Source organism: Marinomonas vaga, from assembly GCF_055388305.1.
This window is the reverse complement of sequence record NZ_AP043903.1, coordinates 3507436-3522020: the sequence shown is the minus strand read 5'-3', so window position 1 is coordinate 3522020 and position 14585 is coordinate 3507436. Positions and strand designations below refer to the sequence as shown.

The window sequence follows — 14585 nt, the reverse complement described above, 5'->3', positions numbered from 1 at the left end:
GTTCGTTAAAAGTTTGGATAAAGTGTTTTAAGTTGGCTTGCCTGAGACGGTTTGCTTTGTCCTGTGGCATATTCTACTAATACGTCACCAAGGGCTTGTCCGTCCCAACTGTGGGCCGCTGAATTTGAATACATGACTAACTCGGCCTCCATTAAAAGTTGTGTCAGGCGAGGGTTGTTAGCCAATCGTTTGATGTCTTCGACGCCGCGAATGGTGCTGTCGCCCCAACGATGTCGTGCCCACTCCAGTAGGCACGGGCGCAATCTTCCGAGATCGTTTGTACGGCAACTGGTGAGTAGTTGTTGAAACGCAGCGTCTTCACTATTAGAGGTTAATGGTGCGAATTCTTGCAAAGTGGGTACTGAGTTTGATGCGCTGTCTATTTGTTTTCGTTTGTAGATCAATATTGCGCCGATTAGACCGATAGCACCAATTCCAATCAAGCCAAGTGCTAACCAGACGATCCAAGAAGATTGGGATTCAGGCGTGTCAATGACGACTTCCATTGGAGCGGGCTCATTAGGGTCTGCAATACTTGGGACTGGAGGCTTGGTTTTGGTCAATGAAATAGGTGCCACCGACTGGCTTGATTGAGTGGGTGCTGTGCTCTCAGGTGTGTTGACTTCAGCTGGTTCAGTCTCAGGCGCTGATGAATCACTTTGAGGGATGGAATTGGGCAATGGAGCAACTTCCAAGGTGTTGGTATTAGCGGTCACCGTCTTGATTGCGCGCTCTGTTGGGTCCCAGTAAGTGACTGTGACTGGAGGCAAGGTGAGTTCTCCAGCTTGTGTAGGCACAACTTCTATGTCGATACTTTGGCGGCCCATGATGCCTGCGGAGCTTTTACTGCTGTCGAAAACAGGAGAGGTGGGGTACAGCTTATAAGCCCGAGTGCTATCAAAACTCAAAGTGGGAAGTTGTTCCCCAAGCACCCCTTGGGCGGTTAGGCTGATGTTCCAGTTTAAAGTATCCCCAACACGAGGGTCAGTTAGGGTGGTGGTCAATTGAGATTTAACTGCTACCGCATCGGTTGGTAGCCAGTTCGTATTGCCATAGGACGCGGGAATAGGTAACACATCCAAGGTGATGGGTGTGCTTTTTACGCTCACTAGGCGTCGTCCAGAGCCGGTATTCAGTGTGCCTTCAACGCTCTGATTAATGAGCTCCAAAGTTCCACTGCGTTGGGGAAAGGCGACGTATTCTCTGGTCAGTACTTGGTAAGAGGTGCCATTGATTTCTTCGTAACGAATTTGGTCGTCAGATAAGCGCTCTAGCAGTAAGTTAGGGTGATTTGGTGTGGTGAGCTTGGCATTCTGCAATGTGGCGGCACTGTAGAGCTCAAGGGTCAAGATCACTTGTTGCTGTACATAGGGTTGTAATTCGTCGGTTTTAAACCGCAGCATGACTAGTGGATTGCCGTTTGGGTCTGTCATTTGTCTGGCAGGACGAACTTCTAGAAAAAGCGGCTCTGACTCCTGGTCTCCCACGGGAATAGGTGGGATTTCAAAGGTGCCCACCGATTTAGGTTTCAATGAAACCACCCAAAAACTGAGGGCTTGGTTGGTACCAAGGTTGAAGCTGAACTGGCTGTTTTGGCTTTTAGAAAGCACGTCAAAGTCACGTTTTAACGCTGAAAAGTCTGGCCCTGATCCGGTATCACTGAAGTTGGCTCGCACGGTAAGTTTTACGATTTCATTTTCGGCTACTGTGGTTTTATCAAGAGCTGCAGTAACTTCATCAGCTGTGGCAAGTGGCGTCCACAGGATTAGGGCTAACAAGGTAAGGAGTGTTAGTAAAAGGGGGTTAGTAGGATAGAGGCGAGAGCGCACTACCATGGTTGCATACCTTCTTCTTCGTTAAAGCGATTTTCGTTCCGTCGTTCTTGGTGCAAATACCATAGCTTCCTTTGTAACAGGGTCCCAGGATCATCTTGAATTTGGCGTAGCCATTGATCCAAAGCTTGTTGAGTTTCTTGTGACGATGACATGTCTTGGGAGCTATTGTCCTGTTCTGTTGAGGAACTAGATTGATTATCCTGATTTAAAGGATCTTTGTCTTGTGTTTGCGACTGTGTGTCTTGATTTTCATCCTCAGACCTTGGGTTGTCTTTTGAGTTTTGCTGAGTCTTATCCGGGGTATTTTGCTGTTTATTCTGTTGATTCCCCTGTTGATTGTCCTGCTCTTGTTGCTGTTTCTGCTGTTCTTTTAGATCCTGTAAATACTCTAGGTTTTGTTGGGCTTCTTTGAAATTTGGCTTTTGCTTTAAGGCACTTTTATAGGCTTCGATGGCGTCATCAAGGTCGCCTTTCAGGGCCAATGCATTGCCTAGGTTGTAATATTCTTCAGGAGAGTGTGCGAACTCTCGAAGTAACTCGGCTGCGCTGTCGTAATCTTCTGTGGCATAGTGGCTGGCGGCTTTCCAGTTTGGGTTCTCAAACAGCGCCCGTGCTTCCTCCCAATCCCCAAGGTTGACGGCCTCTTGTGCCTTTTGATCAGGTGTTTTAAACCAGTCCATGGGTGTCGCTTTCCCCTGTTGTGGGAGCAAGGGGAGAGCCACTAAAAATACAAATAAGGCACGGGTTTTAAACTGCCAAAGCATCCAAAGTAGAAACGGTAGAGCGAACCATTGGCCTTGCTCATTCCAAGTGACGCCCAAGACACCGGAATCTTTGGCATCGCGTGCATCACTGAAATCTGATGATTGGCTGATGGTTTTCAAGTCGGTAGGGGTTAAATCATGAGTATAAAAATTCCCACCTATGTTGTTGGTTGCTTGTTGTATTTTTTCCACTGGTGTTTTGGCAAGGATGGGAAAGCCATTGCGACGCAGAGTTTCTCCATTGGGTACTCTTATGTTAGCGCCAGCTTCTGTGCCGAGGGCGATGACATCAAACTTCAAGTTAGAAAGCCTTCCATTGTCCTCCATAAATGCTGCATCTTGATCGTTTAGTTCGTCTGTAATCGCGATAATGTGAGCGTTAGTATCCGTAGGGTCTAATAGCCCAGTGGCAAGTTCTAGCCCCTTATGAAATTGGCTCCCGTAAAGGGGCATAATGACCGGATCCAATGCCACTAAAAAGTGGATTAATGTCTGTTTGTCTTGGGTAAATGGGCTGATGACATAGGCGTCCCCGGCAAATGCGACTAAGGCGAATTCACCTTCCATGTCTTGATTCAAGATGTCCCGTAAGATTTGTTTGGCTTTGGTTTGTCGATTCGGTCGAACATCTGTTGCGTACATGGATAGGGATTGATCCACCACAAAAATAGTTTTGTTGGGGGCCACGTAAAGCGGTGTACTGCTTTTGTCAAAACTAATGCCACTGAGGCCAAGGCAGAGCAGTAAGCTTGATAATATGCCCAACCATTTATTGAGATTATGTCCTTTATGCTCATGGGTGAGATGCACAAGTAAGTGCGGCGCTATCAGTTGTTTAAGGCCTTGATGGGTTGCTTTCATTGTAAAAAGCACCCCGAGTAACCCTACGATAGGTATTAAGAGAAGCCATTCAGGGCGAGTGAAGTGCACCAAGTTAAATAGGGTCATGGCGTCTGCTGCCTCCTTAAGCGCACTGAGCCACTGGCTAGTAGCGCTCCCCCTGTTAACAGCAGGGCTAACAATCCAAGCCAATGAAATAGTGTGGTAACAGGGCGCTGTAGGGTGTCTATGCCTGGCGTAGGTTCTAATTGATCGAGTATCTGGTAGATGTCAGCCAGTTCTTCGGTACTGCGGGCGCGAAAAAAGCGGCCCCCCGTTAACTCGGCAATATTTGTCAATAATGGTTCATCTAGGTCGCTAGAAGGGTTGACCGTTTTGGGGCCAAAAAAACCTTGCACTGTCATTTGTTCCGCACCAATCCCAATGGTGTGTACGGTGACATTTTCTTGGGCTGCGAAGTTGGCCGCTTGCAGAGGGCTAACACGGCCAGCGGTATTGGCTCCATCAGTCATTAGAATGAGTACTTTTTGGTCGGCAGGTTTGTCCTCTAGGCGTTTCATTCCAAGACCGATGGCATCACCAATGGCGGTCTGCTCTCCGGCGAAGCCAATCTGGGTTTCCTGAACCAGTTGATTAATAGTGGCTAGGTCATAACTTAGTGGTGCCTGCAGGTAAGCTTTACTACCGAATACGATAATCCCCACACGATCCCCACGTCGCTCCTGGATAAAATCACTTAATACCGATTTTGCTGCCATAAGACGGTCCGCAGGCCGGTCGTTTAACACCATATCTGTCACTTGCATGCTGCCTGATAAATCCAGTGCAATCAGGATGTCGCGGCCTGTTGGGGGGATATGGGTGGGTTCTCCAAGCCATTTAGGGCCCGTAATCGCAAAGATTAGAGAGATCCAGGCACCCAAAAAACATATCAAGCTCATCTTATGGGTCGTCTGCTTTTTGGCGCTGCTGGCGGTGTAGAGTTGTTGGGCAAAGCGCCATTGTAGGGCTTCCGTTTGCTTACTAACTCGTGCTCGCGTCCAGAGCAATAACAAAGGGGTTGGCATTAGCAGCAGCGCCCACGGCCATTGCAGCTCAAGCATGGTGCCTCCTTAGCCAGTGCTGGGTGGTGCGTAAAACCTGTTCATGCTGATCAGAAGTTAACTGAACCCCAGGTCGATATAGGCCCTCATTCAGAAGCGAGGAAATATTTACTAAAGGGTATTTATGATGGGCCTTATCTTGATCTAGTTGCTGACATAGGGAGTCAATGGGCAAACTGGCTAGGTCGCTCTTACCCTCGGTTAAAAGTGTACGTCGAATGGCCTCGAGACAAGTGCTGCATAGGTCTTTGGAGGTTTGATTGGAGTGCAACGCTTTCACCAGTGTCAGGGCATCCGTTCGATAGCGGCGTTTTATGTGGCGGCGAATCCATACCCTGCTTAGTGCGATCAGGCATACTATAAGGCCAGCGACAATCAGCCAAAACCACCAAACTGGCGGCCACATGGCAATGGGATCGGGCAGTATGTAAGCTGTGTTGGGTAATTCTATTTTAGGATTCATTAGTGAATGACTCCTAAATGCAGTAACTCCCTTGCGATCGCAATGGGGGAATGGTTCACATCAAACAATAGACGGCGAACGCCGATGGCACTTAACTCACCATTAAATTGTTGCTGTTTAATGGCATAACGTTCCCCTAAGCGCGCCATTTCCTGAGCGTTTACCCTTAAAGCTTTTGGGCCTTGTGGTGTTTTAAGGGTATACGCACCGGAAGGAAGCTTAAAAGTTTGATCATCTTCCAGCGATACCCAGTAAACCCGGTTATGACGGGCCATGTGTGTTAAAACCTGTCGGCTTTGATCGCTCAAATTTAAATGATCGCTCAATATCACCACCGAGCAGCCACGGGTGCCTGTATTGGCCTCTAATTCCAGCAAAGGCGCAGCTTCTTCTATCCGATCGAGCATTGTGCAGTCTGCAAGTTCTAAGGAAAAGCGATGCCAGTCTTTTACTTGGGGAGCGTTGAAGCGAAATGGAATGTTCAGTTCAAGTTGCTCTCGCTTTGCTTGACAGCGCCAGCCAATCAGTGCGGCAAGCTGGGCAAACCGAGTGCTGATAAAGGTTGTTTGGGTGCCAAAGTAAGCGTCTCTAGACAAGGCGAGAATCACCAATGTTTTGGGTTCTCTTTCTTCGGTGTAAACCCGCGCATGAGGGGCGCCTGTTCTGGCCGTGACTCGCCAATCAATATGGCGAACTTCGTCACTGGCATGATAGGGGCGAATCTCATAAAGCTCTAAGCCATGGCCTTTACGCTTGCTGAGACGGTCCCCTGCAAGGGTTTTAGCTTGGGCTTGCAGCTTGGCTTTTCCTAAAGCTTGAGCATAGGGAGCCAGGGCGCGAAGGTCTTCTCCACTTAGCTCTGGAGACGGTGGACTAGTAAAGTCGGTCATCGATCACAACACCGGAACCTTGTTGAGGATCATGTTAATGATTTGCTCTACATTGATGTTCTGGGCGCTGGCTTGGAAGGACAGCAAAATACGGTGGCGCAACACGCCATGGGCGACCGCTCGAACATCATCAGGTGTGACATAATCCCGCCCCGAAATCAAAGCATGGGCCCTAGCACAACGGTCTAAGGCAAGAGTGGCTCGGGGGCTGACCCCATATTCGATCAGAGACGCAAAAGCACCTTCGTCTTCAAAATAAGGTGTAGGGTGACGAGTAGCTGTGACTAAATACACAATGTACTGCTCTACGGATTCAGCCATATAAATCTCTAAGGCGGCTTTCTGTAAAGCTTGGATGTCCGCTTGGCTCACTTGGGCCGTTATTGAGTGGCTTTGGACGCCTTTGTCTTGTTCACGTACCAAGCGCATAACCGCTAACTCAGACTCCAGATCTGGGTAACCTACTTCTAGCTTCATGATAAAGCGATCCAGTTGCGCTTCTGGCAAAGGGTAGGTGCCTTCTTGTTCAATAGGGTTTTGCGTGGCAATGACAAAAAACAAGTCGGATAGGGTGTAAGTGCTATTGCCTACCGTGATCTGGCGCTCTCCCATGGCTTCCAATAAGGCGGACTGTACCTTTGCAGGCGCACGGTTGATCTCATCGGCAAGCACTATATCGTGCATGATGGGGCCTGGAACGAATTTAAAGGCGGCGGTCTCAGGTTGATAAATTTCGGACCCCGTCACATCACCCGGTAGTAAGTCTGGGGTAAATTGAATGCGTTGAAAACTTGCGCTAATAGCCTTGGCTAAGGCTTTTGAGGCGGTGGTTTTTGCGATCCCTGGCGGTCCCTCTAGTAATACATGTCCTTTGGCGATCAGTGCGACAAGCAGATCGGTAAGTAAGGCTTCTTGGCCGACAATAGCGTGTTTTAAATGATCTTTTAGACGGTCTACAACTGCTTCCATACAAGGTTGGCCTTTATACTTCTGTCAATAAATGAAACGAGGCAATATAATACGCATCATAATATCCAAGATGAAACCTGCACCACAAGCAGGAGCTTGTATCAGAAAGCGTTAAACGGAATCTTCATGGCAAAAATCACAATTGGTGTCAGCCTTACTGCCAGTCAGTATGAAGAAATGTACCGCGGCTCAAAAAAACACGTTATTGCATACAGTTCGGACGGCAGAAGAGTGCGTTTGCCTTTGTTAGTCTTCCAGAAGTTTATTACCCACGAGGGATTGCATGGCATTTTTGAGGTGGAGTTTGACGAACATAACAAGCTGGTTAATCTTGAAAAACGACATTAACCCAAACACAGAGTTACCATTAGGCAGCCCATATGTATAACCTAGCGCGTTCGCTACTTTTTAAGCTTGATCCTGAAGTCTCCCATGAATTATCTCTTGATATGTTGGGGGCGGCATCACGATTAGGTGTGACTTCCTTGTTCAAAAAGGAACAAGTAACGCAATCAGTGAATGTCATGGGGCTAAACTTTCCCAATGCGGTGGGATTGGCTGCGGGACTGGACAAAAACGCCGATGCTTTTGAAGCATTAGGGGCTTTGGGGTTTGGTTTTGTGGAAGTGGGTACAGTGACGCCAAAGGGTCAATCAGGCAATCCTAAGCCTCGTTTGTTCCGTTTGCCGGAGCACGAGGCCATCATTAACCGCATGGGTTTCAATAACAAGGGCGTGGAGCATATGTTGTCCCGCATCCGCCAGCATAGTTACAAGGGTATTTTAGGGGTCAATATTGGTAAGAACCTGACCACCTCTGTGGAAGACGCCGCCGCTGATTATTTGACCTGTCTAGAGCAAGTGATTCCTTTTGCGGATTACATTACTGCAAACATCAGCTCCCCGAATACGCCTGGATTACGTACTTTACAGTTCGGTGAAAGCTTAGCGGAGTTGATCCAGCCTTTAGTGGAAGCCAAAAATCGTTACGCTGAAGAACATGGCCGTGCGGTGCCATTGGCAGTCAAAATCGCTCCTGACATGACAGATGATGAAATCAAGCTTGTGGCAGATACCTTGATGGAGCAAAAAGTGGACGGCATCATTGCCACGAATACCACCTTGTCCCGTGATGCGGTCATGGGGCATGTCCATGCTGCTGAGGCGGGCGGTTTAAGTGGTGCGCCAGTGCGCGATGCGTCTACCCATGTGGTTCGTGTCTTGTGTGACCACCTTCAGGGAGAGCTGCCAGTGATCGGGGTGGGCGGTATTTTGTCTGGCTCTGACGCGGTTGAAAAGTTGCAAGCCGGGGCGAAGCTGGTTCAGTTGTATTCTGGCTTTATCTACCGTGGTCCTGAGTTGGTTCGAGAGTCAGTGACCGCCACGGACGCCTATATCAGACAGCAAAACTTGGCTTAGGGTATAAAACAAACGAAAAAGGCCAGATGATTCTGGCCTTTTTCTTAAAGAATTTGGGTGTTTACTGAGAAAAAGTTGCGGCTTTATAGGTGCCGTCAACGGGGGTTAAGCCATTCCACATGTCTTCTCGACCTTCTCGCCATCCGGCTAACCAATCTGGGCGCGCAGTAACATGGCACGTCTCTGAAAGGGCTTTTGAACGACCTGCCATGCCTGCACGGTAGCCACGAACATAAGCTCTTTGATGAAGATCTCGTTTTTGTTTCTTCATGTATTGTTTCCTCTCAGTTCTCTTTTTCATTTAAGTGAACTTTAATAATTAGTAGAGGAGCGCTGGTTTGTCTAAAAACACTTTGCTCTAACATTATTTTAAAATTCATTAAAAAGTAATAAACATGACAGATATCCAGACACCTTCTCAGGACGGTGGTCAACAAAACATCGCCCTAGAGCTAACTTGCCCTATTGGCTTAGAAAACATCCTTGAGAAAGAGTTACATGCTCTTGGACTGACAAATACTCGCTTAGGTGAGGCACAGGTTAAGCTGACGACAGACCTAAAAGGCATGTATCAGGCCTGCTTATGGTCCCGTGTGGCCACTCGTGTGATGATGCCTTTGGCGACCTTTAAGGTCACCAATGCTGATGAGCTGTACCAAGGGGTGCTTGACGTGGATTGGTCGGAGCATATGCACCCTGACAACACTATTGCCATCGATTGTCATGGTACTAACCATGCCATTCGCAATACTCAGTTTGGTGCGGTGCGGACCAAAGATGCCATTGCAGACTTCTTTGTTAAAAAGACAGGGCAACGTCCGAGCGTTGAAAAGCAGAACCCAGATCTTCGTATCGCATTAAAGATCAAACGAGACAACGCGACCTTGAGTTTGGATTTGTCAGGTGACAGCTTGCATCGTCGTGGCTACCGTCAGCAAGGCGCTATGGCGCCACTAAAGGAAAACCTTGCGGCAGGCCTCTTGTTGCGAGCGGGTTGGAGCAAAGACGCTCCTTTCAAGCAACTGGTCGATCCCATGTGTGGTTCCGGTACTTTCCTTGTGGAAGCGGCATTAATTTCCATGAATATTGCTCCTGGGGCGCGCCGCCAATACTGGGGTTTTAAAGGTTGGAAAAAACACGATCACCGTATGTGGCAACAGCTGATGGACCTGGCAAAAAATGAGCGAGTGGATCCTGCTGATTTGAACGTCCGTTTTCAAGGCACGGATCGTGAGCAAAAAGCCATCGCAGCAGCACGAGAAAACATCAAGCGTGCCGGTTTGTCTGGTGTAGTGGAAGTGTCCATGTCTTCATTCCAATCCCATGAGTTTGATTGGTCGTCCCAGCCGACACTGATTATGGTGAACCCGCCATATGGTGAGCGTCTAGGTGATGAGATGGCATTGATCGCGCTTTATCGTCAGCTGGGTGATTGGGCCATTGAACATGCGGATCAAGGGGAAATGATGATGCTGACCAGCAGCGAAAACCTCGCTCGTCAGATTCCTATTCGCCCAGAAAAGAGCACTCGTGTTTTAAACGGTGGTCTTGAATGTCGTGCCTACCGTTTCCCTATTAATGACAGTCACATCAAAGCCGGTAGTCGGGAGCAAATTGGTTTGTCTCCTGGTGCTCAAATGGTGGGTAACCGTCTACAGAAGAACATCAAGAAGCTGCGTAAATGGTTGCAAAAAGAAAATGTGACTTGTTACCGAGTGTACGATGCAGACATGCCGGAATACTCTGTAGCCATTGATATCTACAATGATTGGGCCCATGTACAAGAGTACCAAGCACCCAAAAGCGTGGATGAAAATAAAGCTCAGCAGCGCTTGTTTGAAGTAGTGAGCGCGATACCGACAGCATTAGATATCCCTGAAACGAACGTTGTGGTGAAACAGCGTTTGCGTCAATCCGGTAAGCAGCAGTACGAGAAGGTGGACCACTCTCAGCACGAAATGATCGTTGAGGAGCATGGCTGTGATTTTATCGTCAACCTAAAAGACTACTTGGACACAGGGCTCTTCTTAGACCACCGTCCAGTACGTAAGCTGATCCAAGATAAAGCCAACGGCAAGCGCTTCCTTAACCTGTTTTGTTACACCGCTTCCGGTTCTGTCCATGCGGGGCAGGGTGGCGCTAAAACCACTTTAAGTGTCGATATGTCAAACACTTATACTGAGTGGGCCCGTCGCAATATTGAGTTGAATGAGTTTTCTGAGCGGGATCACCAAGTGGTTCGTGCGGATTGTTTTGAATGGCTGCGTCGCTCACAAGATGAGTTTGATCTGATCTTTATGGATCCTCCGACGTTCTCAAACTCTAAGAAAATGGCAGGGGTATTGGACATCCAACGGGATCACGTGGATTTGATTGATCTGGCTATGGCCCGTCTTAGTAGTGAGGGTGAGTTGATTTTCTCCAATAACTATCGTCGCTTTGAACTGGCTCCAGAGCTAGAAGAGCGCTACCAAGTGCAGAATATCACCCATAAATCCCTTGATCCGGATTTTGAACGTAATCAAAAGATTCACCAGTGCTGGATTCTAAAACACAAATAGAATCGTACTGGTAATTTTGTATAATCTTTAACTGTTTGACCAACTGGTTAACGTTGGTCCGTTAATCGAATTAGAGAAGTAGAAAAGCCTTATGAGTAAGACCTTTCGTCTAGTGATAAGCTGCCCAGATAGAGTGGGCATTGTGGCCGCTGTGAGTCAGTATTTAAACCGGCGCAACGGCTCTATCGTCGAAGCGAATCATCACACGGATGCCGAGCAAAAGTGGTTCTTTATGCGTCATGTGATTGATGCGGAAAGCATGACCGTAGACATTGACACCTTTCGCACGGAATTCGCTGCCATAGCGCAAGAATTCGATATGGATTGGTACATTAACAGCAGTGAGAACCTTCCTAAAGTCATGCTAATGGCAACCAAGGAATCCCATTGTTTGAATGATTTGCTCCACCGCTGGCACACTGGCGAGCTACAGTGTGACATCGTTGGAGTGATTGCCAACCATGAAGAGCTACGCTCTATGGTGGAGTGGTACAACATTCCGTACCACTGTATCAATGTGCCAAAAGAAGACAAGATGCCTGCATTTCAGGCCATTGAGAAAACCATCGATGAGTCCGGTGCCGATACCATTGTATTGGCTCGCTACATGCAGATTTTCCCTGAATACCTTTGCCACAAGTACAAGCACCGTGTGATTAACATTCACCACAGCTTCTTGCCTTCATTTGTGGGGGCTAAGCCGTACCATCAAGCCGCAGTGCGAGGTGTTAAATTGATCGGAGCCACTTGTCACTATGTGACGGCGGACTTAGATGCAGGGCCGATCATTGAGCAGGACGTTATTCGAGTCCGACACAGTCATTCGGCTACGGATATGGTTCGCTTAGGTAAGGATATCGAAAAGTTAGTTCTTTCTCGTGGTTTGCGTTATCACCTTGAAGATCGCGTCCTAGTCCACGGAAACAAGACGGTTGTGTTCGCCCAGTAAGGGTTTTCAGGGCTGATCAAATAAGGCAATTTCGGCTACGGGATTGCCTTCCTTTCCCAATAACATTCTGTTATTCCATTTTTTGACTATAGTTACTTCATCAATCAGAAAAACTGGTGGGAGGTGACGCATGAAATTAAAGTTAACGCCGACCCAAAACCTTTGTGTAGGTTTCTTGGAAACGGGGTTTGAGCTCATTCAAGTGGACGATCAGTTCTTCTTTGTGAAAGGAGATCGCAAACAAAAGGTTTTGCCAAAGACCCTAGATGCCTTGGTGAATCGAGGGGCGTTGCAGACAACACAAGAGGGAACTTATGAGTTGAGCGACGAATTTAAAGAATACCGGCAGCAAATGCGCTCAACCGAAGAGGTTAAGCACATTCGTCACTGATAGTGGATTATTGCAGGGTTGCACTGCCTTGGTTGAACAAACCGCCGACCGCTTGCTGAAGCGCTTTGCTGGCGTGCTGCGAGCGCAGAATTTCCCAACATTGCTCGCGGGTGTCAGGTTGTTGCGTCAGATCCGTCACTATGTGCTTAAACCCTAATAAGCCGTCTTCTCGGTGAGCCAATTTTTCAAGGATAATTCTCAAAAGCTGAGGTTGGGCGGTGATCCAATGAGGACACTTGGAAACCAACGAAGCAATCAGCTCAAGTTGCTCGTCCGTGCAATGGGCAATATCCCCCAGCAAAGTAAACAGAGGAATAAAGAGTGGCCCTGGGAAGTCATTTCTAGAAATTGCTCTAATCCAATGGGCAGCATCCATTGGGGTAGTGTCTGATTCCGTCAGCTTTTGACAAATCAAATGTACTATCTCTTCACCCTGAACGTCGTGCTCTAACGCATGGCATAAAGGAAACACCACTTCTTTTGGACCTTCATTAAGAAGACGCAAAGCGCGCTCTAAATTACCTGTGTCACTCAATCGTGTCGCGAAATCCGCAATGCCTTGGTATCCAAGCTCTGACCATTTTGATGCATCACACAGACCATCGCTGTCTGCATAGGCCAAGAAAGGCGCATAAAAGCTCGAAGGTTTCTGCTTTAAATCCTGCCCCAAAACAGCGTGTAAGCTTGCAAGACGTTCTTGATCGGGTTGAAACGCATAGGGGTTATCTTCCAACGCTTCGTTCAATCCCTGTTCGCTGCCTTTGTGCATGATTTTATCGACGATGGTTTTGATGAAGTGGTCGCGAGTGCCCAAATTGAGGCAGCCCGTTTCGTCTAACGGAAGGCGCAAGAACCAAATAACAGGTTCTTGGACAAGTTCCTTTTGTGATAAAACGCAGGCCAACCATGCATGCTTACGAAAACCATAAGGATATGGCTGTTGTTTACGGTCAAACTGGATGGCTTGCTGGGGTGTAATTTTGGAAATGTGTCGACCAACATCGTAGTAACTGACACGGCAGCCGACTAAATCAAACAAATCACTCAGAGATTCAATATTTTGCATGGGTACGTAGGGCATCTAAATCTGTATTATGAGGGGCATATCATACCGTTTTTTAGGAGAGAAATCAGTTGTCCCATTCTCTAACGTATTACAGTCAATTGGCAGATCATTTGTTGGTGCTACAGAGCGCCTTACATCAGGCTGATGTGTGGGAGGTGCCTGAGCCAACCCCAGAGCAAATGGCTTCAACACAGCCTTTTGCGGTGGACACTATGAGCTTTGAACAGTGGCTACGTTATGTCTTTGTGGCACGCTTTAAAGTGTTGATAGAGCAACAGGCGCCTTTGCCTTCGAGCTGTAATATCGCACCCATGGTTGAAACGGCCTTTCCAGCACTGTCCTCAGCCCATCAAAGGGCAATTCAAAACAGTCTAGAGGCAATTGACCAGCATCTTACGAGTGGTGTCTGATGCAAATGCTGTCGGTTGCTCCTCAGCAATATCTTAACGATTTGAAATGGTTGTTAGTGGGACAGGAGGTGATTACTGCTGACAAGCCATTTAAGGATTTTTTAAAACCGGATTGGCAGGATATTTTTGGGGCATTGGTGACAGATCCTGAGCCCCTCGTAGAGCATATGCGAGCGGCCAAGTCTCATTTCCTGGGAACCTATTTTGAGCAGTTGTTTTCATTTGCAGTGCTACGGTTTTCACAGTTAACCATTTTGGCAGAACATGAGCAGGTCTATGACGACAAAAGAACCTTAGGGGAGGTGGACTTGGTCGCAAAAGACATGACTGGCAAGATTTGGTTGTTTGAAGTGGCTCTCAAGTTTTATCTAGAACGGCCAGATTTGGCGCCCAATGATTGGATTGGTCCCAATAAAAATGACAACTTATTGAAAAAAACGACCCACGCTAGGACGCATCAGTTGAAAATCCTTGAAACTGGAGCAGGGCGGCATTGGTTAACCACGCTAACTGGCTTTGAAACGTATTGTTCAAATCTTTTAATTTTTGGGCGACTTTTTCCAAAAATGAACGTCCCCAGTGAGGAGTCAATTACAAAACTACACACTGAGTGCGGCTGGATGTATTTAAGGGATTTGCCTTGTTGGGCAGATTGGTTAGAGGCGCTTCACGTGGCTAATAAGCCTAACTGGATCACCCCGTCAGATATTGAAAAGTCCGAATTCACTGATGTTCAGGCCCTTCATGATGCATTGGAGCAAGTGTTTGAGAATGATAGTCGTCCACAGCTAATATCTTGTCAAATACGAAAAACTCCCTATGAAAACACGCTATTTTGGATTTTTATCTGTCCAAATTCTTGGTAATCCTTGAAAACTGAACCTGGTTCAGGCATATAAGACTATCTAGCAGAAGTAGCATAAACC

At 47.5% G+C, this 14585-nt stretch carries 15 protein-coding genes; 7 read left to right on the top strand and 8 right to left on the bottom strand.

Features of this window, described 5'->3' with window-relative positions; all coding sequences use genetic code 11:
* Positions 1-5 precede the first annotated feature (5 nt).
* The 6 genes from ACZ5DR_RS16520 to ACZ5DR_RS16495 are packed head-to-tail and all read right to left on the bottom strand — an operon-like array spanning position 6 to position 6864.
* A complete protein-coding gene (locus ACZ5DR_RS16520; RefSeq protein WP_377365608.1) occupies positions 6-1835 on the bottom strand; it encodes a BatD family protein in 1830 nt (609 codons plus the stop codon).
* Positions 1829-3547 carry a vWA domain-containing protein gene (locus tag ACZ5DR_RS16515; RefSeq protein ID WP_377365610.1) on the bottom strand — a complete coding sequence of 573 codons (1719 nt, stop codon included), beginning with the start codon at positions 3545-3547 and terminating at the stop codon, positions 1829-1831. Before ACZ5DR_RS16515 ends, ACZ5DR_RS16520 begins: the two co-directional genes overlap by 7 nt.
* The gene (locus ACZ5DR_RS16510) at positions 3544-4542 is read right to left on the bottom strand and encodes a vWA domain-containing protein (RefSeq protein WP_377365612.1); all 999 of its coding nucleotides are present in this window, start codon (positions 4540-4542) and stop codon (positions 3544-3546) included. The genes ACZ5DR_RS16515 and ACZ5DR_RS16510 overlap by 4 nt, the downstream gene beginning before the upstream one ends.
* Positions 4535-5005, bottom strand: a complete 471-nt coding sequence (locus ACZ5DR_RS16505; protein WP_377365614.1) for a DUF4381 domain-containing protein — start codon at positions 5003-5005, stop codon at positions 4535-4537. Before ACZ5DR_RS16505 ends, ACZ5DR_RS16510 begins: the two co-directional genes overlap by 8 nt.
* Entirely contained in the window at positions 5005-5895 is an 891-nt protein-coding gene (locus ACZ5DR_RS16500) for a DUF58 domain-containing protein (RefSeq protein WP_377365616.1), read from the bottom strand. Before ACZ5DR_RS16500 ends, ACZ5DR_RS16505 begins: the two co-directional genes overlap by 1 nt.
* A gap of 3 nt (positions 5896-5898) precedes the next feature.
* Entirely contained in the window at positions 5899-6864 is a 966-nt protein-coding gene (locus ACZ5DR_RS16495) for an AAA family ATPase (protein WP_377365618.1), read from the bottom strand.
* A gap of 126 nt (positions 6865-6990) precedes the next feature.
* On the opposite strand from ACZ5DR_RS16495, the gene ACZ5DR_RS16490 reads away from it, so the two are divergent.
* Positions 6991-7212 carry a DUF2835 family protein gene (locus tag ACZ5DR_RS16490; protein ID WP_377365620.1) on the top strand — a complete coding sequence of 74 codons (222 nt, stop codon included), beginning with the start codon at positions 6991-6993 and terminating at the stop codon, positions 7210-7212.
* A gap of 32 nt (positions 7213-7244) precedes the next feature.
* Positions 7245-8282, top strand: coding sequence for a quinone-dependent dihydroorotate dehydrogenase (locus ACZ5DR_RS16485; protein ID WP_377365622.1), 1038 nt, complete (start codon positions 7245-7247; stop codon positions 8280-8282).
* 61 nt (positions 8283-8343) lie between these two features.
* Here ACZ5DR_RS16485 and rmf read toward each other — a convergent pair whose 3' ends face one another.
* Complete coding sequence (rmf, locus tag ACZ5DR_RS16480; RefSeq protein WP_377365624.1) at positions 8344-8553, bottom strand: ribosome modulation factor; 210 nt, start codon at positions 8551-8553, stop codon at positions 8344-8346.
* Positions 8554-8677: 124 nt separating this feature from the next.
* Here rmf and rlmKL point away from each other — a divergent pair, with 124 nt between their 5' ends.
* From rlmKL to ACZ5DR_RS16465, 3 genes are all read left to right on the top strand, one after another.
* Positions 8678-10843, top strand: coding sequence for a bifunctional 23S rRNA (guanine(2069)-N(7))-methyltransferase RlmK/23S rRNA (guanine(2445)-N(2))-methyltransferase RlmL (gene rlmKL / locus ACZ5DR_RS16475; RefSeq protein WP_377365626.1), 2166 nt, complete (start codon positions 8678-8680; stop codon positions 10841-10843).
* Between the two features lie 91 nt (positions 10844-10934).
* A complete protein-coding gene (gene purU / locus ACZ5DR_RS16470) occupies positions 10935-11792 on the top strand; it encodes a formyltetrahydrofolate deformylase (RefSeq protein ID WP_377365627.1) in 858 nt (285 codons plus the stop codon).
* Positions 11793-11922: 130 nt separating this feature from the next.
* Positions 11923-12183 (top strand): hypothetical protein, encoded by a 261-nt coding sequence (locus tag ACZ5DR_RS16465; protein WP_377365629.1) that lies wholly within the window; start codon positions 11923-11925, stop codon positions 12181-12183.
* A 7-nt stretch (positions 12184-12190) separates the two neighbouring features.
* On the opposite strand, the gene ACZ5DR_RS16460 is transcribed toward ACZ5DR_RS16465, so the two are convergent.
* Positions 12191-13249: a DUF3549 family protein gene (locus ACZ5DR_RS16460; protein WP_377365631.1), complete on the bottom strand. Its 1059-nt coding sequence runs from the start codon at positions 13247-13249 to the stop codon at positions 12191-12193.
* Positions 13250-13317: 68 nt separating this feature from the next.
* Here ACZ5DR_RS16460 and ACZ5DR_RS16455 point away from each other — a divergent pair, with 68 nt between their 5' ends.
* Together ACZ5DR_RS16455 and ACZ5DR_RS16450 are read left to right on the top strand one after the other, a co-directional pair.
* Entirely contained in the window at positions 13318-13659 is a 342-nt protein-coding gene (locus ACZ5DR_RS16455; RefSeq protein ID WP_377365633.1) for a YqcC family protein, read from the top strand.
* Positions 13659-14525, top strand: a complete 867-nt coding sequence (locus ACZ5DR_RS16450; RefSeq protein ID WP_464543801.1) for a DUF1853 family protein — start codon at positions 13659-13661, stop codon at positions 14523-14525. The genes ACZ5DR_RS16455 and ACZ5DR_RS16450 overlap by 1 nt, the downstream gene beginning before the upstream one ends.
* Positions 14526-14585: the final 60 nt, after the last annotated feature.